We start from the raw sequence: 22,906 nt of genomic DNA, 5'->3' as shown, positions 1-22,906 counted from the left end.
CTACTGACTAACAACTGAGGGCGGGCACGGGGGCACCGCTGAGGGCGAGCACGGGGGCACCGCCCCTACGAACTAACAACCAATAACCAATAACCAATAACCAATAACCAACAACCAACAACCAACAACCAACAACCAACAACTAATAACTAATAACTAAGTTTTGAAGTGCGAGCATTGCTTCGGTTGCTGATGGGTAACGCTGGGGGAAAGCGTACAGCACCATCTGGTCTAAAATGCTAGCAAACTCCGGGGTGACAGTTGCATTTTTCTGCCAGATGAGATTGCCTAAATTATCGACTCTGAGCTGTTTCGGGCGCATCCCTGTCAAGGCTTGAATCCCGATGATTCCGACAGCGTAGATGTCGCTGCAAAATTGCGGCGAACCGATGGCTTGTTCGGGGGGAATGTAGTCTTGCTGGGTGCCACCGCGCGATTTCGTTTGACCTGTGCTGTTTTGCGAAGTTTCGATTTCTTTAACTGCTCCAAAGTCAATTAATACAATTTGGCTGTCCGATGCGCGCCTGATTAAGTTTTGAGGGTGAATGTCTCGGTGAATTACATTTTGTTTGTGAACGAAGACCAGCACTTCTAAGATATCTTTTAACAAAGCAATAACGCGATGTTCTTCCCAGGGTTGACCTTTGATTAATTCTTGATACAGGGGTTCTCCTTCGATGAATTGATAGACTAAATAAAAATATCCATCTTCTTCAAATCGAGCTAACAATTCCGGTATCCGATCGTGTTTTCCCAATCGATGTAACACTCGCGTTTCTCGATCGAATAGCTGGCTGGTTCTGTCTGACTGGCTTTTCAGGCGCTTGACGAGACACAAAGGTCGATCGGGCAAATTTTCATCTTCAGCAAGATAGGTATCGCTGCAGTCGGTGCTGACAAAGTGTTCTCGAATTCGGTAACGCATCCGCAGCAGCTTTTGCAACATCGGATCGACAGATTTATCTGGTTGCGTGCCTTTTTGTACGGATCTGATCATGCAGTCCCAAAGATTTGCTCCGACTACTCTTTCTTCTTGTCCAATAATTTCTGCTTGCTTCAGTACCTTGGTGAGGTCTTTCCACAAGTTGTAGCCGACATACCGCCCCAGGTAGCCCACTGTGTACCCGCGGGCGATCGGATCGTTTTGGTGGATTTGTTGGTAGGTCAAACCCTCGACAACGCCTCGAACGATCGACTGTTGCAACCGAGTTAGGCGTTTTTGAGTTTGTTCGTACACCAGATTGTCCAAAAAGATTATTGCTTCTTCTACCGTCATAATTTCATGGCTTAAGTTACTTGTGCAGCTACTATAATTTGGTTTTTATATTTTTGTTATAGGCGGTTTTTTACAAATTTGCTAGGATTTTAAATTTTTGAAATATATCTTGATTAATATGATTTTTATGAATCAAAGTTGTGATTTTTATGAACTCTATCTACTTGACAAATGGTTGATGTGTTATATCAATTCCGGTTGCACTCCTCATGACTGTTGACTGTTGACTGTTGACTGTTGACTGTTGACTGTTAAGAGGGCGGGCCCGCACCATCCACCGCCCCTACTGACTGTTGACTCGATTTTATTATTCCGATGCAACCGTCCACGATATTAGTATGAATTCACGGATTGCGATCGGGACTAAGGCAAAAGTAATTTGACGGGCTGCTAGTAGTCAGTAGTCAGTAGTCATTAGTCATTAGTCATTTGGCTGTTGACTGCTATTTCTTATTGGTTATTTGTTAATTATAATTCCGAATTACCAACTGCCAACAACCAACTGCCAACTGCCAACTGCCAACTGCCAACAATCAACTGACAACTGCCAACAATCAACAATCAACAGCCAACTACTTAATCTTACTTACATAGCCCCACAAACTGTAATCGCGGCTCAGCCAACCCCGGAAAAAAGCCATTTGACTCGGATCTTCTTGCACCCGTTTGTAGCGGTAAATAATCCGTTCGTTAATCATTTGCAGCGCTGTGTTCTTGTTGTTAGCGATTTTCAATGCTTGCCTGGTGCGTGCGTCAAAAACGCCGCTTTGTGGCAATCCCAAGGCTTGCTGGAGAAATGTAATAGAATTGTTAATACCGAAATTAACTGCGGTGTCAAACATGACGATCGCCAAAGCAGGCTGCATCGTGCCCGAAAGGCTTGAATCCCAGTAATATTTATAAATTTCTAGGAGCTCTGCTTCCGATATCTGCGTCACGTCGAGGGGCGGTAGCCCGCGACTGTAGCGGTACGAGTTGTATTCTGTTTGCAGGATGCCCCGATAAGTTCTGCCGCCTTTATCTGCGGGGTGATTGCTGAATCCGCCCTCAAAATATAAGGTGAAATAAAGAGCTGTTTGAAATAATTTCTGCCGAAAGCTTGCTGTCTGCTGTTGTGCGAGTGTCTTTTGGGCAAAAGGCAAGGGGGTTGCTAAGGCTAACAAAAGTATCCCCAGCAGGAGGTTTGGTTTCCACTTGATGTGATGTGGGCGCTGTGTCGCTTGCTTGTCGCTCATAAATTCTCTGTGACGATCGCGCGTAATTCCGCTAAAACTGGTACTCTGCAAAATAATATAGATTCAACCTTTAACTTGATAGCACAGATAGGCCGCCAAATGAATTCCGATTTTCGCAATCAATCCGAAACACCCAAATTAGAAGATGCTGCATCGCTGACTGTCGTTGCAGAAACCTATTACTCCCAAGGCGATTTAGCAGCAGCAGTCGCTGCTTGCCGCCAAGCCCTGGAATTGCAACCGGATTGGGCGGCGGCTTACGTGACAATGGGTAACGTGCAGCAAGCAAGCGGACAAATTGAGGAAGCGATGCGGTTTTATTCCGAGGCGATCGCCCTAAATCCCGATTTTGCTGAGGCTTATGCTAATTTGGGGAGTATGCTCTACAAACAAGGGCATTTGGTGGAAGCGATTGTCAACTACCAAAAGGCGATCGAACTCAAACCAACTTTGGCTGCTGCTTACTGGAATTTGGCAGGGGCGCTGAAGCAGCAAGGGCAGTTTGAGGAGGCAGTAGCCTACGAGCAAAAAGCTCTCCAACTCAATCCCCATCTGGCTCAGGTAGATTTTCACATAAATTTGGGAGATAAATTAGCGCGGGAGGGGCAGTTAGATGAGGCTGTGGCTGCATGGCAACGGGCGATCGCTTTCAAACCCGATTTACCCGAAGCATACTGTCAAATTGGCATAGTTTTGCGCCACCAGGGCAATTTTAAAGAGGCAATACCCAACCTGCAAAAAGCCCTAGAAATTAAACCAGATTTTATTGCCGCCCACCAACATTTGTGCGGCATCCTCAGAGATACTAGCGATTTAGCGGCCGCGCGGCAAGCCGTGCACAAATACAGCCAAATCTGTGCCGAAACCGATCCGATTATGACGGCGATTTACTTCGTCAGCACCTATCAAGTGTCGGGATTGAATCAAATTGCGGGCGATCGATTTTTAGAACTAGAATCGTACTTGCAGCAAAACTTAGAAACCGCGAGTTCAGTAGAAATTAAATCGCTTTATGCAAACTTCTTATTCAGCACGCCCTATCTGCGAGATGACTTGGCAGCCAACTCTCAACTTTACAGATTAATTGCCCACAAATACACCAACAAATGTATCAAACCTAATTTTCCTCAACCTGCAAATTACAGTTACCAACCAAAAGCTGCAAATAGTAAATTAAAAATCGGGTTTTTGTCCAATCACTTCAGCCGTCATTCTGTAGGTTGGTGCAGCGCTGACATCATTCGCGAATTGTCGGAAATCACACCCAACTTGCATTTATACGCTTCCGAAAGAATTGTTGCGGACGATCGCACTCAGCAATTTGAAAGTCTCGGCAAACTGACTTTTCCCACAACTTATCCAAACGGACTTGCCAATTCCGCAGAAATTATCGACCAAATTCAGCAAGACGAATTGGATGTTTTAGTCGATTTAGATTCTCTCAGCGTACCAGTTCACGCAGACATTCTCTACCAAAAACCCGCACCAGTTTGTATTTCTTGGCTCGGATTTGATGCCCCTTACATATCCTCGGAAAATTACTTTCTTACAGACTGGCACTCGCACCCAGCAGGCCGAGAAAAATATTATGATGAGCAGCTAATTAGGATGCCGGATTCTTTTGTAGCCGTGTCAGGTTTTCAGAGGTACGGAGTCGATCCGGTGGCCTTGAGAAAATCGAATCGGATCGGTTTAGATCAGACAGTTTACCTGTGCGTCGCTCCCGGCAGAAAATTCAACCGCGACTTAGTAAAAGCACAAGTTGCGATTCTCAAACAAGTGCCAAACAGCGTCTTAATTCACAAAGCTTTAGGCGATGCTGCGGTGTTTGAAGCTGCGTATCACCAAGCTTGCGAAGCTGAGGGAGTCAGCCGGCACCGAATTAAGTTTTTGCCGAGATTTGCTACGGAGGAAGAGCACAGAATTATCTATTTGCTGGCCGATGTTTTATTGGATTCTTATCCTTATAATGGAGGAACTCACACTTTAGAGGCTTTGTGGTTTAATTTGCCTGTGGTGACTCGTACCGGAGAGCAATTTTTGTCGAGGATGGGTTATTCGTTTTTGCAGGCTTTGGGGATGGAAACTGGTGTGGCTCGGTCTTGGGCGGAATATGTTGATTTGGGTGTAAAATTGGGAAAAGATGGTGATTTGAGACGCGCAATTCAATCGCATTTGGTGCAATCTAAAGATCCAGCAAATTTGTCGCCGCTGTGGAATCCGAAGAAGTTTGCTGGTGATATGTATGCGGTGTTTGCAAAACTGTGTAAAATAGGATAAATTCTGGCTAGTGATTACTGACTGATGACTGTTGACTGTTGACTGTTCGCTGTTGACTGATGACTGTTGACTGTTCGCTGTTGACTGTTGACTGTTAATTACTAACAACTGCCAACTGCCAACTAAGAGGGTGGGCACGCACCATCCACCGCCCCAACCAACTGACTAATGACTAATGATTACTGACTACTGACTACTGAAATTTTACAGTTGCTAAAATCAACCTTTAAGTATAAATTGTAACAGCCCATGAAAACCCAACATCTAGATTTTTTAATTCGTTCCTGGGAAACGCGCGATCGAGCTGAGGCCTTCTATTTAATTCGCGATATTTTAGTAGAGTACGGTTTAAAATGCGAGCCTTTCGGGGCCGATCGAGATGTGTATGATGTAGAATTATTTTATCATAAAAACGGTGGAGAATTTTGGGTGGTTGAACGGCAAGAAGAAATAGTGGGTACAGCGGCTTACTATCCGATTGAACGCGGTAAGAATGCTGTGGAAATTCGCAAAATGTATATTTTGCCGACAGCGAGGAGACAAGGTTTGGGGAAATTTTTACTGCAAGAGTTGGAAAGTAAAATTATGGCTCGCGGCTTTGATGAAATCTGGATCGAAACTGCTAGCATTCTCAAGGAAGCTGTGATCTTGTACGAAAAGAACGGATATCTACCGGCGACTGGTGTGGAAACGCCCAGGTGCGATCGGGTTTATGTAAAATGTTTAGGTTAGAAGCCAAGTCCAAAAAACCAGGTTCGTAGTGAGGAATGCAAGTCCTTCTTTCCCCAAACCCAGTTTCTGGGAATTTTACGGGTTTTAATTTCTATTTTGCCGCAGCGGAATCTCGATCGCAAATTCGGTACCTTCTCCGATTACAGAATTACAAGACAACTGGCCGCCGTGTTTTTCTACGACAATAGAATGCGAAATTGCCAATCCTAAGCCTGTGCCTTTGCCGACTGGTTTTGTAGTGAAAAATGGGTCAAACAAGCGCCGTTTCACGTCTTCGCTCATCCCGGTGCCGGTATCAGCTATCCGCATTACTACGCAGTTATTGTCGGTTACTTCGGTGCGAATCGTAATTGCGAGATTTTTGCCCGCGCGATCGGATTTATTCATCTCCTGTTCCACCGCGTCGATCGCATTTGTCAACAAATTCATAAATACTTGATTTAACTGACCGGGATAACATTCAACTAAAGGCAAGTTACCGTATTCTTTGATAAGATTAATTGGCGGGCGATCGGGTTTATTTTTCAGGCGATTTTGCAAAATCAGCAGCGTGCTTTCTATGCCTTCGTGAATGTCAACTTGCTTCATTTCGGCTTCGTCCAATCTTGAGAAAGTCCGCAGGCTCAAAACTATGTCGCGGATGCGATCGGCTCCGGCTTTCATAGATGATATTATTTTCGGTAAATCTTCAGCAATGTAATCAATTTCAAAGTCTTCTCTTGCCTCTAAAATTGTGACGGGCGGCTGCGGGTATTGCTGCTGGTAAAGTTGCAGTATTTTTAGCAAGTTTTGAGTGTATTCGCTGGTGTAGCTGAGATTGCCGTAAATAAAATTAACCGGGTTGTTAATTTCGTGGGCGACACCTGCGACTAACTGTCCCAAACTTGACATTTTTTCACTTTGAATTAATTTAGTTTGGGTGCGCTGAAGTTGGTGCAAAGTTTGTTCTAGCTGTTGAGTTTTAGAGCGAGCTAATTCGGCAGCGGTGAGGGTTTGGGCGTACAGTTCGGCATGGTCTACCGCGATCGCAATTTGAGCAATTACAGCTTGCATCAGTTCGATTTCCGAATCGCTCCAATTGCGCGCGGACACAGCCTGATAGCAGCTAATCGTCCCTACATCGCCGGAAGCAGTATGCACCGGCAGCGACAGCACTGAGTTAACTTTAAATGCCTGGAAAATTGCGCGCACTTCTGCCTCTCCAAAAGTGCTGATATCATCAATTTGCAGAATTTCTCGGCGCAAAATCTGCTGCACTGCGACACTAGATTGGTCGTCTACAGCATAAGTACCGATCAAACTCGGCAAATCTGGATTCTTTGCTTCGCAAGTCACCTCCCAAACGGGAGGATTGCTGTTGGGGCGATACCAAATGAAGATGCACCAATCTACCTGCATCAAATTGCGAATTTCTTGAACTGCGGTTGCTAAAATTGTGTCTAAATCTAAAGAAGTGCGGATTTGGTTGGCAATTTGATTGAGCAGTTGTTCTCTCTGAGCTTGCTGTCTGAGCGCTTGTTCCGATCGCACTAATGTTTCTTCTGCAAATTTGCGATCGGTTAAATCTTGGATGACTGCTTGGATAAGTTTTTGATTTCCCACTTCGATGACTGTCAGCACGACTTCTGCGGGAAACTCAGTACCGTCTAAGCGCCAGTGCAGCCAATCAAAACGGTGGTTTCCCCGCTCCAGGGCGATCGCCATCATTTCCTCTGCCATGCTCAAAGAATCTTTACCGTTGGGTTGGAAAGCAGGGGACAGTTTGCCGGGGTTTTTGCCGTACAACTGTTGCGGGGCGGTGCAGCCAAATAGTTTGAGGGTGGCTGCGTTCGCATCAGTTATGCCACTGTGGTATAACATCAAAACAGGCAAACTGGTTAATTCGTAGAGCGAGCGAAATTTAGCTTCCGACTGCTGCAATGCGGCTTCTGTTTGCTTGCGATCGGTGATGTCGGCAACCATTGCCAAAGAGCCAATATAGCGCCCTTGTTTGTCTGGTAAGGGATTAGTAGAAACCATCGCCCACAAGTCGCTCCCGTCTCGGCGCAGGAACTTAAAATCTAGCTGTTCGTTAATTGCTTGACGGTGGCGGTTGACAATGGATTGGGCGATCGCGATGCCTTCTGCATCCATGAAAGAAAATACTGACTCTCCGATCGTTTCCTCTACGGTGCAGCCAAGCATATCGGCCATTTTTTGGTTGACAAAAGTAGTTTTACTCTCCGCATCGATCATCCAAATGCCTTCATCGGCTGTCTCGACAATGCACCTGTATTTTTCCTCGCTTTCCCTGAGCGCTTCTTCTGCCAATTGGCGCTGAGTAATGTTTTGAGTCATCAACAATCCACCGGTGATTTCTTGCCGTTCGTTTCTGACTGGCAAAGTGTAAGCGAGGTAGATGCGATCGCGGTAAGTAAATTCTGTTACAACCGTTTCTCCAGCCAGCGCTGCCCGATAATTTGGCTCGACAGCAGCGCAAAAATCCGGCTCGAATACTTCCCAGATTGTCTTGCCTGCCATCAATTCTTTGGAAAGCCCCACTGCTGCTAATTCTCTACCTTCTACCAGGGTGTAGCGCATTTCTGTATCAAACAGCATCACCGCACCGTTAGGAATGTTGCTTGCCATCGTGCGGTATAGCTGTTCGCTTTTTTCCAGTGCTGCTTCTGCTTGTTTGCGATCGCTAATGTCAATCACGAGTGCACCGATGCCGATCGCCTCACCGTCTTTGTCGAACAGAGGAAAATAAGAGCCTGTCATGTGTCCGACAACCCCCGGCCGTCTGGGATTTTCAGCGCTCATCTCGATGTTAATTAACGGAGTTTTCGTTTTCAATATTTCTGCGTACAAAGGCTCTACCATTGGAGCGAGATGCGGCAGTATTTCGCGGAGAGTCTTGCCTAAGTGTTCTGCGGGAGTGAGGCAATTTATTTCTGCTAGAAATTGATTGATTTGCACGTACCGCAGTTGCGAGTCAAAAATGCAAATTCCCGCCGGCGCCTCGTGAAAAAAGCTATCAAATAGTGCTTGTTTCTGTGCTAATTCTTGTTCTAAATTTTTGCGGTCGCTAAGATCCCTGATGCAGCCAACAATCCCCAACACTTCGCCGCTAACGTTTTTCAGAAGAGCCACTGAAAAGTGCGAGTAGAATTCTTCCCCGGACTTGCGGCGCATAGTAATTTCTAGTTCGCACTCGCCTTTTTTTTCTAGCGATTCGGTCACTGATTCTAATACTAACTTTTGCTTTTGAGGCGGGTAAATCAGACTAATATGTTTACCTGTTACTTCACTTTTATCGTAGCCGTAAAGTCTTTGAGCGATTTGATTCCAACCTGTGATTGAGCCGTTTGCATCCGTGCAAATCACCGCTTCGTGAATTTGGTCTAAAATTTGATTTTGCAGTTGCACTTGCGATTTTGCAAGTTCGAGTTCGGCAATTTTTTCTTGGAGTAGTTCCTGAGTTTTTGCCAGTTCGGCAGTCTGCTTTGTCAGAAATTTTTCTATATGTTGTGAATTGCAGTGCGGCGCTGATTCTAGCGGCTCGCTATTTTCATCTTTACCGTTAAAATTTTCGATCGCACTCAGCCAAATCGCTGACTCTCCCTCTGTTTCAATTGTCCGCTGGGAAATCCGCACGGGTACGAGATAGTTATTTTTATGTTTGTATGCTGCCGCGCACGATCGCGTGCAGCTATTTTTAGTTGGATTTTCTAGATATTTTTCTCTACCAGCGCAGTCTGCTTGCAGAATTTCCCAGTAATTGAGGTTGAGAGTTTCTGCAACTGTGCGCCCGATCGTACTTGCAAAAGCTGGATTTACGTCGATAAAAGTTCCGTCTGTCCGGCACAATGCCAGCCCGATGGGACTGAGTTCTAGTAATTGGCGGTTGCTGCGATCGCTCCGGTCTTCTCCTAACAGGCTTTGCATCTGACCTAGCTGGACTTGGGTTATCTAATTATATCTTTATTATCTGGTTTATTGCTGTGAGTTCGATCGCTCGGTAAGGAAGAAGAAATAACTTCCCTCTTCCTTCTTCGTTCAATTAATCGCGGGCAATACCTTCGTTTCGGGCAGCCAACTGCACTGCACCAGCGACAGCAACGGCAACTCTTTCGTCAAAAACCGACGGTATAATATGTTCTTTGTCAAGCTGGGAAGGGCTGACTAAAGAGGCGATCGCGTAAGCTGCACCCAAATACATACTGGTGGTAATCGTGCTAGCTTTGCAGTCCAAAGCACCTCGAAATATCCCCGGAAATGCCAAAACATTGTTAATTTGATTTGGGTAGTCGCTGCGTCCGGTGGCGATTATCGCCGCATCCTCGGTAATTAATTCTGGCTGAATTTCGGGAATCGGATTTGCCATTGCAAAAACAATCGGGTTCTCGGCCATCGAACGCACCATAGAGCGGGTGAGCACGCCAGGGGCACTGACACCTAAAAATACATCAGCACCGGCGATCGCATCTTCCAAAGTACCGCCCGAAGGCACTGCAAATTCTAATTTTTCTGGGTTCATATCCGTGCGGTCTTTGGAGAGGATACCTTTGGAGTCGCACATGATGATGTTTTCGGCACCTGCTTGGCGCAGCAAGCGGGCGATCGCGACTCCGGCCGCACCGGCACCGTTAATCACGATACACACTTGATCGAGGGTTTTTTTAACGATTTTCAAGGCATTAATTAATGCTGCCAAACTGACGATCGCAGTGCCGTGCTGGTCGTCGTGAAAAATCGGAATATCTAGAGTTTCCCGCAATCTTGCTTCGATTTCAAAGCAGCGGGGAGCAGAAATATCTTCGAGATTTACTCCGCCAAAAACCGGGGCAATGTTCTGCACTGTGCGAATAATTTCTTCGGTATCTTGGGTGTTCAAGCAGATAGGAAATGCGTCAATCTCCGCAAATTCTTTAAATAGCATGGCTTTGCCTTCCATGACTGGCAGTGCGGCGGCTGGGCCGAGATTTCCCAATCCCAAAACTGCGCTGCCGTCGGTAACAATGGCAACAGTATTTTGTTTGATTGTGAGGTTGTAAACTTGTTGGGGGTCATTGGCGATCGCAGTGCAGATGCGGCCGACTCCAGGGGTGTAAGCCATTGCCAAATCCGACTGGCGTTTGAGGGAAATTTTGCTAATTACGCTGATTTTTCCGCCGCGGTGCAAGTTGAAAGTGCGATCGTACACGTCGATCACTTTGATATCCGGTAACGCTTTCACTGCTTGGACTATTTCTTCGCTGTGCTCGGTACTCGAAGCATCGACGGTGATATCGCGAATTGTAGTGGCGCGGGTTTGGTTGATCAAGTCGATTTGTCCGAAGTTGCCGCCCACAGAAGCGATGGCGCTGGTAACGCCCGCGAGCATTCCCGGCTGGTTCGGCAGAGCAACGCGAATCGTTAAACTAAAGCTGGGGTTCGGTGTCAGTTTTACCATGATTGCTTGATTTGAGATTTGAGAATTTCAATTTTAGATTTTATCGCCAATATTAGACCTAAAATTTAATAATTAAAATTTTTACCTTAAAATTTTAACAAATTCTCTGATTTCGGCAGAGCGATCGCACTACAGAACCCCTAGGGTGCGTCAGTTTCAAAGTGTTTGAATTGTGTCAAAAATTGGGAGTGACGCACCCTACTAACTACTAAGGATATATCGCCCTATGGTGCGTCAGTTTCAAAGTGTTTGAATTGGAGCGAAACTGCGGGCTGACGCACCCTACTGCCTCATTCCTGCTGCTGTCTTTTGAATCGAGACACCTGGAGAGTTGCTCCGGCTTTTTGGCGGCTTTTATTGGGGAGGTAAAAAGTAGATGCACGGCTGTTTGAGCTGGCAGGTAAAAATCAGATCGACTCACAAGCGGGCTTTTGGTATATTAATTGTGACTGCTTGTTTAGCACTCTTCGATAGCGAGTGCAACGTTGCTTTCGATCGAATTACCTGCACGCTTTGCCCCAGAATTCCAGCGACTGAACTAACAGGCAATATACCTGATGTTGGCACTCGCACCGCTTGGTTCCTGCACAGCGATTTGTTGGTTTGCTGACTGTCAATTTTAGCGATCTGTCGCAGCATCGGCACAGATAATAGTAAATAATTTGCAAGCCAGACAATCGGCGGGAACTTTTTCAAACTCTTGCCGATCGATCGGTTGCTCTGCCTCGCTGCCGGGGGGAACGATGCACAGGGCAACTTGTCCGACTCCAGCCATCAGTTCGGCAACTCGCTCTAAAATGCTGTCGATTTTTCCAATTAGCTGCTCTGCTGCATCCAGACTCGGCGCGATGATGAAAAAGGTTTTGACTCCTTCGACAGAAGGGGCGAAGCCGAGGGTGCACTCTCGCAACAGTGCTTGAGTCGAGAGACTCAGAGGGTGATCGAAGCGAGCGATTACTGCTTGATAAAAGGCGGTTGTCAAAGAACGATCGCCAAAAACAGGTTGAGATAACATAATTACTTCCTTTCGTGCGATTTTTGCGAGCCTTGAAAAAATATTAACATACCTTAATCTAAGTGATTTAACTAAATTATATGGCGATCGAGATCGTTGACAAGATGTGATCTTTTTTGGTTTGTGTAGCGGTCGCAACTGTGATAAAATGTACTCTGTGTTAGCACTGCCAGTGATGAAAATCGCATCTGCAGCAAAAGCTAAGTACAAATACATAAGTTAAAAACACTAAGTATCAAATCAAAATACTAAAGATGAACTCGATCGCCCAACAATTAAAAACAAGATTTGAACAAGCCTTCACCTCGGCATTCGGCGAAAGTTATGCCGATACGGATCTGATGCTAGCGCCTGCGAATAATCCCAAGTTTGGGGATTTTCAGTGCAACGCGGCGATGAGTTTGGGGAAAAAGTTAGGTAAGCCACCGCGGGCGATCGCCTCTACGATCGTCGAAAACCTAGATATTAGCGACATCTGCGAAACCCCAGAAATCGCCGGCCCGGGTTTTATCAATTTGAAGCTGAAACCCGCTTATTTGGAAGCGCAGATCAGCGCGATCGCCGCCGACTCGCGTTTGGGGATTTCACCGACTCAAACGCCTCAGAAAGTGGCGATCGACTTTTCGAGCCCGAATATCGCCAAAGAAATGCACGTCGGACATTTGCGATCGACAATCATCGGCGATGCGATCGCCCGCACCCTCGAATTTCAAGGCCACAACGTAATCAGAATCAACCACATCGGCGACTGGGGCACCCAATTCGGAATGCTAATCGCCTATTTGCGCGAAGTACACCCCGAAGCATTAACAACTGCTGACGCCCTCGACTTAGGCGATTTAGTCGCATTTTATCGCCAAGCAAAACAGCGGTTTGACACAGACGAAACCTTCAAAGAAACCGCCCGCCAAGAAGTAGTAAAACTGCAAGCAGGCGCAGCAGACACCAGGCGCGCTTGGAAATTGTTGTGCGATCAATCCCGCCGCGAATTCCAAGTAATCTACGACTTGCTCGATATCAAATTAACCGAACGCGGCGAATCATTTTACAATCCATTATTACCCGCAGTAGTCGAAGACTTAACCGAGTTAGGTTTGCTAGTAGAAAGCGACGGCGCCAAATGCGTATTTGTAGACGGATTCACCAACAAAGAAGGCGAACCGCTACCGCTAATTGTCCAAAAAAGCGACGGTGGCTACAACTACGCCACCACCGATTTAGCAGCAGTGCGCTACCGGATCAAAGAAGACGGCGCAAAACGCTTGATTTACGTCACCGATTCGGGACAAGCCAACCATTTCGCCCAAGTATTTGCAGTAGCCAGAAAAGCCAATTGGATTCCAGAAGATGTGGAAATTGTCCACATTCCCTTCGGTTTAGTATTGGGAGAAGGCGGCAAAAAATTAAAAACTCGTTCAGGCGACACCGTGCGATTGCAGGATTTATTAGACGAAGCAATTGTCCGCACGCGCCAAGATTTAGAATATAGACTAAAAGCAGAAGAAAGAAACGAAACCGAAGAATTTATTGCCAACGTATCTCAAACAGTTGGTTTGAGTGCCGTCAAGTATGCCGACTTAAGTCAAAACCGCACCAGCAACTACGTATTTAGTTACGAAAAAATGCTCGCCTTACAAGGAAATACCGCACCATATATGCTGTACGCCTACGTCCGCGTCCAGGGAATTCGGCGCAAAGGAGAGATTGATTTTGATAACTTAGATGCTGGTGCAAAAGTAATTTTGCAGTCCGATGCAGAGTTGGTATTAGCCAAGCATTTATTGCAATTGAATGAAGTTGTGAATGCTGTTGGCGGCGATTTATTGCCGAATCGAATTTGTCAGTATTTGTTTGAATTGAGTCAGAAATTCAATCAATTCTTTGAACAATGTCCGGTTTTGAAAGCTGAGGAACCATTGCGGACTTCGCGGCTAATTTTGTGCGATTTGACGGCGCGGACTTTGAAGTTAGGATTAGGATTGTTAGGAATTCAAGTCTTGGAGAGGATGTGATATCAAATTCGCTCTTCATCGGAATTATTCATCTCTTTCTCTTCTCTTTCTCTGTGTTCTCTGCGTTCTCTGCGGTTAAATCATTCCGATCCAACAAAGGAGGATTATTCTGCATCAATTCCATCCCACAGCTCAGAAAGCGGTACAGTCTCTCCTGTCATTGCTTCGTGCCATCCTTGGCGAAAACACTCTTCTGCTGACTTCAAAGGTTCGTCAGCAAGAGCAATTTCTTGTTTTGCGCGTTGGGCAGCAGCCACAAGTTGCGGTTGCGTTTTCTGGAAAGATTCGTCCCATTGAAGCTCATCTTTTAAGTCTGCGATATACTCTTTCAAGTATTCTGCCACTTGCTGCTGTAAAGTTTCTGGCAGAGACTGCATCATCTCGATCGCTGCATCAATACCTTCCCACAGTTCCGATACAGGTCTAGTTTTTCCGGTCTTTATTTCCAGCCATGCTTGCCGAAAGCTTTCTTCGGGAGATGGGAGTACCTCTTCATCTTCGTTAGCAAGAACGATGATGCGAACTCTGCGATCGGCAAATTTAGCTGATTGGGCGAGAATTTCTTCCCACGTTCCCTCTAGTTCTAGTAGTTGTGTTGTCATTTTTTTGATGGAATTGTGACTAATTTTATTTTAGCGTGTGCAGAAGTGCGATCGCCCCTTTCTGCGTCAAATTTCAGGCTAATGGGAATATTTTTCGATGCTGCCAAAGAGAGTATGTTATGATTTTTACTGTAAAATATTGAAATTGATACTAGATAGCCCTAATGCCTGACGATATTAAGCCGATTCAAAAGATTCTCTTCGGTAGTCCAGGGACTGGAAAAAGCTACCATATTCGGGAAATTGCTAGAGATAAATTAGGAATTCCATTGGATGACACTACTCACACTGTCAAGACAGTGTTTCATCCAGAGTACACCTATGCTGATTTTATGGGGAAATTATTGCCACTCACCCAAGGAAACTCGGTTATTTATAAATTTTATCCAGGGCATTTCATTCGCATTTTGGGAATGGCATACCAAGGTTTAATTGATGGTAAGAAAGACCATTATTTGCTCGTAATTGATGAATTAAATCGAGGAAATGCGGCCGCTATTTTTGGTACTGTATTTCAGTTGCTCGATCGCGAAAGTGATGGCTGGTCAAGTTATGAAGTGGATATTTCTGACATGGAGTTAGTTGGCTTACTGGAAGCAATGCGCCTAAAGCCAATTATTCAAGATGGAACAATTGAAATCAAAGAAGGAAAGACCAAAATACCTTGTGAAGACTTTTGTCAAAGAAGAAAAGATGAATTAAAAGAAGAAAATTCTGATGGTAGCAGAGTATTTAGCCTTCTACAACAACGGCGAATTAATATTCCACATAACTTGTCAATTCTCGCGACAATTAATACTTCGGATGAATCAATTTACTACCTTGACAGTGCCTTTAAGCGGCGGTGGGACTGGGAATACGTTGATGCTCCAGTAGGAGACGCACATATTCCAAAAGCATTACGAGATGTGAAGCTAGTAATCAACTATGAGGAAGAGGAGGAAGTAAAAAAGTGGCCATACTGTATTTTTGGAATCAATCAATTGATTAAATCAAATCATCAGGTGATTCGGCGGATTGAAGATAAACAAATTGGTTGGTGGTTCATTAAACCAGAAAACGATCAAGTGGAGCTTAGCCAAGTAAAAGATAAATTAATGTTTTATCTTTGGGATAGTGTATTTGCAAGAGATAAACGACCGTTAGAGCAGTTTTTATCGACTCCAAATAAGCCATCAGTAAAATTAACAGGCTATTCAGATTTTATCGATTTGACAGAAGAATTTATGATCAAAGTATGTAATCTTGGTCAAGAAAATCATGGCATTATAATGGACGACGAAGAATTAGACCTATAATATGGGAATAAAACCCAATTCGTAAACATCTAGATCGGTGTGATCACCTCAGAAATGCACTCACAAATGTATTACGCTTTGTATTCTAACTGCTAAGGCGGTTGCTATATTTTAGAGGATTTGCCAATTATGATTAACTTCAATTCGTTAAAGTTAATAGTCCCCGATAATTACTCGTTTGTTGGCATTCAAAAGAAAGATAACGAACTGTACTTTTATCTACCTAAAGGGTTTGATGCTCGACTATCTGAGCTTGACACATTTGTAGGTAAACGAGATTTGTTTTTCCTACTATATAAAATTTTCGGCACTTTTAAAGAAATCTGTATTGAGAAAGGTTATATAGATGATCTTGATGAGTTTGGCACCCAGGATCGTGATGGTGTAATTAACAGTCATCGGGGTTCTGAAATCGAAGATGAGGAAGACGATTCAGAAAATATATTTTACTCGAAGCTGGACATTATTACTAACTTTTTGAAGGCTTATGAGGAACCCAAAATTTTAGCTCTTGCTTATCGATTGGGCAAAAGTAACAAGTTTGATGTCAGCCAGATTCATAAATACTTACATCAAGCTGTGTATTTACCTAATCATGCAGCTTATGTCGATGAAATGCTACTTCCACGACGAGTAATGCAATTTGAATCTACTGATATTGTCACGATGTATTGCTATATCTTTTGCGAGATTAAGCAGCAACTTGGAGAGGTAGTAAATGCTGAAATTACAGCATTAGCTGAGCGATTTCGTCAGCACCATCTCGGAAATCAAGACAGTCTTTTTGATGAACATAGTTATGAGCAGGTTTTAGATATACTCAAGGATGCCTTAGAAACAATTGACCATAACACACCCATAAAAGATGCTGATTATTGGCAGTATTATGAAGCAATCAAGTTATTTATTTATGGCAATTGGCATCATGCAGAAAATGGTGAAATTTGGGGAATTAAAAATTTTCATAGTGTTTGGGAGTCGATGTGTTTGACGTATATAGTACAAATAACCGATCCCTCATTGCTTCTGCACTTAGATGATCGCTATCTAAGTTCTAAAACCGTGGAAAGAGCAAAATTATCTACTAAGCTCATTAACTTATCAAATGCTTTCAATATAAATGGTTCTTCACTGAAGCCAGATGCAATTGTCTTTGAATCGATTACCAATAAAATCAAGGGTGATAAGACTTATAAAGTGTATGCTAATAATTGGAATGATTATGGCTATAAAACCATCATCAAATGTCTTAATATTGATAGTAACCCAAGCGTTGGTTATATTGGTCAAGAAACGAACAATCATACAATCAATAAATTACAGGAATTATATAAGATTGATAGTTCGGGGAAGGTGATTATTAATGCTCCGTTACCCAACAATTTCTACTCATTTTGGGAAATTGATTTTCCGCTTGATTTAGAATCTTTGCATCAGATGTATTACTTCAATCATTTCTTTTATTTAGCCCTAACAAAACAGATTACGGACTGGGATAGATTTAACAAAGAAATTCTTCAACCTTTGGGTATATTTTCTGGTTCTTTATATAAAGGTTCCCGAGATGATGTTTTCAATGCTTCACTTTTTCGGGATAAAGATTATAAGTTGATCGGGGAAAAATTTAATAATTTTATTCGACATTTTTTAAATCAAGATGAATGTTTTTGTGAAATAATCGACATCAAATACTTAGACACTAAATACTTCCAAGATCCAAACAAAATTGAGGAAATTAAACGCAGAAGCGTTCGTAAGCAGTTTGTTTATGAACACTTGCTTCAAAAGGCTTTAGAGAAGAGAAACGATCAATACAGTAATTTGAGTATTCGGAGTAGCTTTTGGCTCCCTAGCTACCTACCGGATGATTCAGAATTGTTACAAGATAGCTCGACTTTCATGGATGGCTACATTAAATTTAAAAATGTGAATTTTAAGTTATTGGCTGAAAACTATTTAGGTTAAAGCCTTTCAGCTACTCTACACCTTACAGTACATTCCATCTAAATGTGATCGAGTAAATTAAAATGGAGCATTTACGGCTTTTTGTTAAAAATCAAGCTCTCCAGAAGACCTTTAAACATTGTTACGACAATTTGGCGATCGTTATCTCTGACAAAAATATCGTAATTGGGACTTGAGTTAATTTCAATTAACCAATATACTCCGTTTTTATCTAGCGCAATGTCAAGCCCAGCATAATTAATCGCCATTTCATCAAAAACAGGTTTAACAAAATCTTCAATCTCCGACATAAGAGCGGGATTAATTATATGTTTGGCTTTTGCACCTTCCCAGTGCAGCGGGCTTAAATTCCCCGCAAATTCAGCCTGAGATTTGTCTTTCTCGTACAGCAAAACTAGCTTTTCTTTGCAGAATACAGCCCGATATTCGCGGACAATTTCGATATATTCTTGAGCTAGCGCCACATAGTCATAATCTTTGCTGTTGACGTTAAATATAATTTGTAGAGCTGCTTTAACTTGCTCTATAGTTTTACACAAAAAAACATTGTTGCCACCAGCACCGCGATTTTTTTTGAGAATAACTGGAAAAGCAAAGATTTTATTTACTTCTACAACCATTGATTCAATATCTGGGAAAGTTAAATATTTTTTATACTTCTCCTCGCAGTGAGGCGAGACAAAATTGAGAGTTTTGGGAGTATTTATCTTGCCGTTTAAGATTTGATAAGTATATTCTTTGTCTTTAAAAATCTCTGCTGCTGACGCGCTGTTAAATGGTGTCATGTAATTGACAAAATAATATTCTTCCCCGCCTTGTTTGATTCTAATCAAGTTTTGGGTAGGATGCAGGATTTCGTAAGCGATATTTAATTCCTCACAAGCTGCCAGCAGGATTTCAATATTCGTTAGCATAACTTGAACAGGATAAATTTTTAGGACTTACGCGCCCTGACCTCAGAAACCCGGTTTCTTAAAACTCGTAGAAACCCGGTTTCTAGCCACCATGCGTAAGCCTTGATTTTTTTCATTCATACTGTACCACAGGAGGAAGCAATGAGACTAAAAGGGCGATCGCTCTTTGCAGAACAACCCTATACCCCAATACGGTTTACTTAACACCTGTAGTTTAGACTAACCAAAGATGAGAACGGTGGCAAAAGAAGAACTAGAGCCACCGCGCCAGGAGAGAATGAGGGTGAAAACAAAACCTATCCACTCCTTAAATGAACAGTGAACGATTAAAGGACTTTCGTCAAGCAGCATACGATTTATTGGTACGAGCGAAAGATGCCACATTCGAGCTGATGGATGCAGTGATGACCACAAGAAATGCGTCATGTTTAGCGGAATTTTCCCTCAATCCATTATTCAAACGTCAATGCAAGAGCATTTATGAAGCCTTACAAGACTGTAGACCTGATCGGAAAAAACTCATGCTGCTGTATCTGGAGCAATTACAGGAAGAAGCACCCCCAACGGAACACATATTAGTGGCAATCGACCACACTGCATGGGGGAGACCAGATGCCAAAACATTAAAAGACAGAACCCATGAATATCAGAAGGGCTCCATAGTTGGACAGGGGTACAGTACAATTGCCTGGATACCTGAAGCTCACGGAAGTTGGGCATTACCCCTACTCCATGAACGAATTAGTAGTGGGTCTTCACCCATACTTCAAGCAGCCTCCCAACTCAAACTTGTCTGTGAACAGAGCGTCAATCCAGTTTTAGCAGTCTTAGACCGAGAATATGGCAATGCAAGTTGGGTACTGGCGCTAACGCAAGCGGACATCCCTGCTGATTGTTTAATGAGAGTCCGAAAAAATGCCTGCTTATGGTCAGCACCACCAGCTTATAGTGGTCGCGGTAGACCACGGAAACATGGGCAAAAAATGAGACTCAATGACCCAACCACATGGCTTCAAGCAAATACAGAGATTGAAATTGACGAACATCCAGATTTGGGAAAAGTCCTCCTCAGACAATGGATTGACTTGCATTTTTATCGCGCCCCTGAACAAAGAGTCAATTTAATTCTGATCGAAAGAATGAAGCCCATGTCAAATGGTCAGCCATTTCCACCCTTATGGTTGGCTTGGGTGGGAGAACGAACTCTCCCTCTAAAAACAGTCTGGTTCAAATATTTACGACGCAAAGAGAGTGGATCATTGGTATAGGTTTGCCAAGCAAAGATTGCATTGGACATTGCCTAATTTGAGAACCCCTGAACAATCCGAGCGTTGGAGTGATTTAATGCCATTAATGAGTTGGCAACTCTGGCTAGCTAGGGATTTAGTGGTTGAGAATGTATTACCTTGGCAATCTGCTACGATTAATTTAACCCCTGGACGTGTTGCTCAATCAATGTTTTCCCTTTTAGTTGACATTGGGACTCCAACAAAAATCCCTAAACAGAGGGGAAAATCCCCCGGTTGGGAAAAAGGAAAGGTACGTACCAAGGCACCGTGCTATCCCACTGTCAAAAAACGGGTTTCTCGACGTAAAAAGTCTTCAAGATTAGTTATTTAATCTGATCCCTCTTGAGTTTTTGAGTAACAGCTTGCCGAAGATTCAAAGGTGGCTACTTTTAGCTGCGCTCATTTTTTAGTCTAAACTACAGTTAACACTATTTATGCGCCGGAGATCCCCCTAAATCCCCCTTAAGAAGGGGGACTTTGAGAGCATTCTTGTCCCACCCCCTACTCCCCTTTTTCAAGGGGGGTTAGGGGGTATCTGTCTTAAGTGAACCGTATTGCCCTATACCCCTCATGCTGCTACTGCTTCATCCGAGGCAGTCTCCTCTGGCAAAACATAAAAATCTACATCAATTGCCGCATTCAATTGATGTACTTTTTCAACAATATATTTATCAAAATGAATCGCTGGGATGCTGCCACTTTTGTAATAAATGACGCAAGAAATCTCGACTTTACAATGCTTACACAACTCTACCAAAGATAGCCATCCCGGTTGAAGTTGTTCCATCACAGATTTAATGTGAGATTCTAAGTCGTCCGACTTGCTAAGTTGAGAATCTACTCTCCAGCCATTGTACTTTTTGCGGATAGTAGCCTTTGAGTGAATTAAATCGCCAATTTTCCAAGTTTTACTTGGTTTTATGCCGACTTTTTCTGTTACCTCTTCTGGAGATAAGTCAGTTCCAATTAAGGCAAAATAAGCGTAAATCTCTGATTCCATCCTCAAACTCCTGTTTAATATGATTAGAAATCATTAATGTTTATATCTGTTGGTTCGCCCGGACTCATACCGCCTTTAGGTTTGACATATATGTTTCCATCTCTGTCTTTGTAAAGGTCTTTTTTAGAGGCATTTTCTTCGTTTTTGATTTCGTGTATGTCAATTTCTCCTGTTTTCAATCTCTCAATCTCCTGCTTGGTAAGCAGCTTGTCTTGTCTCCAGTTTCGCTCTTCTGCACTATTCCCTGATATTATTTCCGCCATTCCTTACACCAAAAAAAGCTGAGGTTTGAACATTTCTCTCAAACCTCAAATTGAATCAAATTTTATCCAAACAACCGCTGCTGCCCGTTTGCCGCATCTTTCCCGGCATAAATCTCGCGCGTTCCCTTGGGAATGTAAATCCAGTCAAACTCTTGCAGGCGGTTTGTCAAGTTGGAAATACTGACTCCCAATTCATCTCTCATTTTGTATAAATGCGACCATTTTGTTAAATCGCGTCCCTTTCTTTTATCTTCCAAAACAACTCGGGGCATTAACAAACAGCTTGCAAAATATTGGGCTTGCCATTCGATCGACGCAATTTTGGTATTCGCGATCGCACCCCGACAAACAAACGGTTCTTCGACATCAGACGCTGTTTTTTCTGTATCGCCCAAATTGAGTTCCAACTGTTCCACAGTACCCTCTGCTTCGTCTTGATTGACGTGCAGTACCCAGTGGCCGATTTCGTGGGCGATCGTCGATTCGATGAACCCCGGCGGTTTTTCGAGAATCAATTCGTTGATTTCGATTAAGCGCTGCTGCGGTAAAATCCTCGCCGCGATCGCACCTTCGGAGTCCGGCTCAATGCACTCCCAAACTACGCCCAAATCCAGAAAATCAGCAACCGTTGTCGCATCAAAAGGCCATCTCGGAGCAAAAATTTGCGTTTTCTGCATCTGCATTAAAATGTCATTTGCCAAACGCTCGATCGATTCTTTGGGATAGAAGCAATACGGTTTAAAAATACTCACTATCAGGGGCCTCTCTTACGCTTCAAAAGATTGTTTGAGCCAATCTGGATTTTCTTGCATCCGGCGGAAAAGAGCCTGCATTTCCTTCGGATTCTGCTTCAGCAGCGCTTCGTACTGCTGAGGCAGCCTACCCGCCAGAAAAATCAGTTCCTCTTCGTTTATGTCGAGATTCCGCGCCAATGCTCGAATTACGTCCTCTTTTGGCGCATAATCCGCTCGATCGTTCTCCAACTTCGACAAATAAGTAAAATCCACACTTAGCATAGCAGCCAGCTCACGTTGTGAGTAAGCTTTGTCCTTCCGAGCTTTACGGATCAGTCTTCCAAATGTTTGTTCCACGGTTTTTTTGCCTCCTGACAAGCATTCTAGCCTGTTTTGATGAAAAATTCAACAAGATACTTGACGGGAAAATCAACACGCGCTACCATAGGTTTAGTTGACGGTTTAATCAACTTATCTAACCGCACGGGTATGGTTAAAGGTGCAAATTATCCCAACCAAAGCCCTACATATAGCGCCATTAACTTTAGAGGAGCGATCGGCGCTGGGCGTCAAAACGCTTGTACGCAGCAAATTAAGGAGGAACAGATAGCAAATGCTGAGAACCTGGACAGACACGCATTACAAGCTCGAAGACGATGACTGGCTATACATCGCCACCCACGAAGAACAAAGCTCGGCCTCACTGGTTTGTCCGGGCTACGCGCGGGATGGCGAAGGCTTCAGCATCCACTTCACCCCAGCGCACTTAGAAACGTTAGAGCATTTGCTCACCGCCCTGCGGATTATTCAAGCTCAACAGGAAGCGATGCTGGAGTACAAATATCCCGAACCAAAAG

19 protein-coding genes are annotated in these 22,906 nt (G+C 43.8%); 8 read left to right on the top strand and 11 right to left on the bottom strand.

What is annotated here, in order from left to right; all coding sequences use genetic code 11:
- Nucleotides 1-142 precede the first annotated feature (142 nt).
- Together IQ270_RS17545 and IQ270_RS17540 are read right to left on the bottom strand one after the other, a co-directional pair.
- Nucleotides 143-1,276 carry a serine/threonine-protein kinase gene (locus tag IQ270_RS17545; RefSeq protein WP_193974436.1) on the bottom strand — a complete coding sequence of 378 codons (1,134 nt, stop codon included), beginning with the start codon at nt 1,274-1,276 and terminating at the stop codon, nt 143-145.
- 572 nt (nt 1,277-1,848) lie between these two features.
- Nucleotides 1,849-2,511 (bottom strand): glycoside hydrolase family 108 protein, encoded by a 663-nt coding sequence (locus IQ270_RS17540; RefSeq protein ID WP_193974437.1) that lies wholly within the window; start codon nt 2,509-2,511, stop codon nt 1,849-1,851.
- 99 nt (nt 2,512-2,610) lie between these two features.
- On the opposite strand from IQ270_RS17540, the gene IQ270_RS17535 reads away from it, so the two are divergent.
- Nucleotides 2,611-4,791 (top strand): tetratricopeptide repeat protein, encoded by a 2,181-nt coding sequence (locus IQ270_RS17535; RefSeq protein WP_193974435.1) that lies wholly within the window; start codon nt 2,611-2,613, stop codon nt 4,789-4,791.
- 249 nt (nt 4,792-5,040) lie between these two features.
- On the top strand, nt 5,041-5,523 hold the full coding sequence (locus tag IQ270_RS17530) for a GNAT family N-acetyltransferase (protein WP_193974434.1): 483 nt from the start codon (nt 5,041-5,043) through the stop codon (nt 5,521-5,523).
- Nucleotides 5,524-5,607: 84 nt separating this feature from the next.
- Here IQ270_RS17530 and IQ270_RS17525 read toward each other — a convergent pair whose 3' ends face one another.
- Nucleotides 5,608-9,450 carry a PAS domain S-box protein gene (locus tag IQ270_RS17525; RefSeq protein WP_193974433.1) on the bottom strand — a complete coding sequence of 1,281 codons (3,843 nt, stop codon included), beginning with the start codon at nt 9,448-9,450 and terminating at the stop codon, nt 5,608-5,610.
- A gap of 115 nt (nt 9,451-9,565) precedes the next feature.
- Nucleotides 9,566-10,957, bottom strand: a complete 1,392-nt coding sequence (locus IQ270_RS17520; RefSeq protein ID WP_193974432.1) for a malic enzyme-like NAD(P)-binding protein — start codon at nt 10,955-10,957, stop codon at nt 9,566-9,568.
- Between the two features lie 376 nt (nt 10,958-11,333).
- Between IQ270_RS17520 and IQ270_RS17515 the strand changes: the two genes are divergently transcribed.
- A complete protein-coding gene (locus IQ270_RS17515) occupies nt 11,334-11,567 on the top strand; it encodes a hypothetical protein (protein WP_193974431.1) in 234 nt (77 codons plus the stop codon).
- Nucleotides 11,568-11,576: 9 nt separating this feature from the next.
- Here IQ270_RS17515 and IQ270_RS17510 read toward each other — a convergent pair whose 3' ends face one another.
- Entirely contained in the window at nt 11,577-11,972 is a 396-nt protein-coding gene (locus tag IQ270_RS17510; RefSeq protein ID WP_193974430.1) for a hypothetical protein, read from the bottom strand.
- Nucleotides 11,973-12,226: 254 nt separating this feature from the next.
- On the opposite strand from IQ270_RS17510, the gene argS reads away from it, so the two are divergent.
- A complete protein-coding gene (argS, locus tag IQ270_RS17505; RefSeq protein ID WP_193974429.1) occupies nt 12,227-13,984 on the top strand; it encodes an arginine--tRNA ligase in 1,758 nt (585 codons plus the stop codon).
- 104 nt (nt 13,985-14,088) lie between these two features.
- Here argS and IQ270_RS31170 read toward each other — a convergent pair whose 3' ends face one another.
- Nucleotides 14,089-14,586 (bottom strand): hypothetical protein, encoded by a 498-nt coding sequence (locus IQ270_RS31170; RefSeq protein ID WP_228056459.1) that lies wholly within the window; start codon nt 14,584-14,586, stop codon nt 14,089-14,091.
- 164 nt (nt 14,587-14,750) lie between these two features.
- On the opposite strand from IQ270_RS31170, the gene IQ270_RS17495 reads away from it, so the two are divergent.
- A complete protein-coding gene (locus IQ270_RS17495; protein WP_193974428.1) occupies nt 14,751-15,884 on the top strand; it encodes a restriction endonuclease in 1,134 nt (377 codons plus the stop codon).
- Nucleotides 15,885-16,013: 129 nt separating this feature from the next.
- Nucleotides 16,014-17,849: a hypothetical protein gene (locus IQ270_RS17490; protein ID WP_193974427.1), complete on the top strand. Its 1,836-nt coding sequence runs from the start codon at nt 16,014-16,016 to the stop codon at nt 17,847-17,849.
- A gap of 71 nt (nt 17,850-17,920) precedes the next feature.
- Here the strand turns inward: IQ270_RS17490 and IQ270_RS17485 are convergent, their stop codons facing one another.
- Nucleotides 17,921-18,763, bottom strand: coding sequence for a RimK family alpha-L-glutamate ligase (locus tag IQ270_RS17485; RefSeq protein WP_193974426.1), 843 nt, complete (start codon nt 18,761-18,763; stop codon nt 17,921-17,923).
- A gap of 311 nt (nt 18,764-19,074) precedes the next feature.
- Between IQ270_RS17485 and IQ270_RS17480 the strand changes: the two genes are divergently transcribed.
- Complete coding sequence (locus IQ270_RS17480) at nt 19,075-20,031, top strand: transposase (RefSeq protein WP_228056458.1); 957 nt, start codon at nt 19,075-19,077, stop codon at nt 20,029-20,031.
- A gap of 589 nt (nt 20,032-20,620) precedes the next feature.
- Here the strand turns inward: IQ270_RS17480 and IQ270_RS17475 are convergent.
- The 4 genes from IQ270_RS17475 to IQ270_RS17460 all read right to left on the bottom strand — a co-directional run bounded on the left by IQ270_RS17475 (nt 20,621) and on the right by IQ270_RS17460 (nt 22,406).
- On the bottom strand, nt 20,621-21,052 hold the full coding sequence (locus IQ270_RS17475) for a DUF4279 domain-containing protein (protein ID WP_193974425.1): 432 nt from the start codon (nt 21,050-21,052) through the stop codon (nt 20,621-20,623).
- A 23-nt stretch (nt 21,053-21,075) separates the two neighbouring features.
- Entirely contained in the window at nt 21,076-21,315 is a 240-nt protein-coding gene (locus tag IQ270_RS17470) for a polymorphic toxin type 33 domain-containing protein (protein WP_106147659.1), read from the bottom strand.
- A 62-nt stretch (nt 21,316-21,377) separates the two neighbouring features.
- A complete protein-coding gene (locus tag IQ270_RS17465; protein WP_193974424.1) occupies nt 21,378-22,067 on the bottom strand; it encodes an ImmA/IrrE family metallo-endopeptidase in 690 nt (229 codons plus the stop codon).
- Nucleotides 22,068-22,082: 15 nt separating this feature from the next.
- Nucleotides 22,083-22,406, bottom strand: a complete 324-nt coding sequence (locus IQ270_RS17460) for a helix-turn-helix transcriptional regulator (RefSeq protein ID WP_193974423.1) — start codon at nt 22,404-22,406, stop codon at nt 22,083-22,085.
- A gap of 256 nt (nt 22,407-22,662) precedes the next feature.
- On the opposite strand from IQ270_RS17460, the gene IQ270_RS17455 reads away from it, so the two are divergent.
- Nucleotides 22,663-22,906, top strand: a 244-nt coding sequence (locus tag IQ270_RS17455; protein ID WP_193974422.1) for a hypothetical protein, incomplete at its 3' end; no start/stop codon positions are given.

The organism is Microcoleus sp. LEGE 07076 (assembly GCF_015207455.1).
Taxonomy (GTDB): Bacteria; Cyanobacteriota; Cyanobacteriia; order Cyanobacteriales; family Microcoleaceae; genus Microcoleus.
This window is presented reverse-complemented; position numbering and strand designations above follow the sequence as displayed.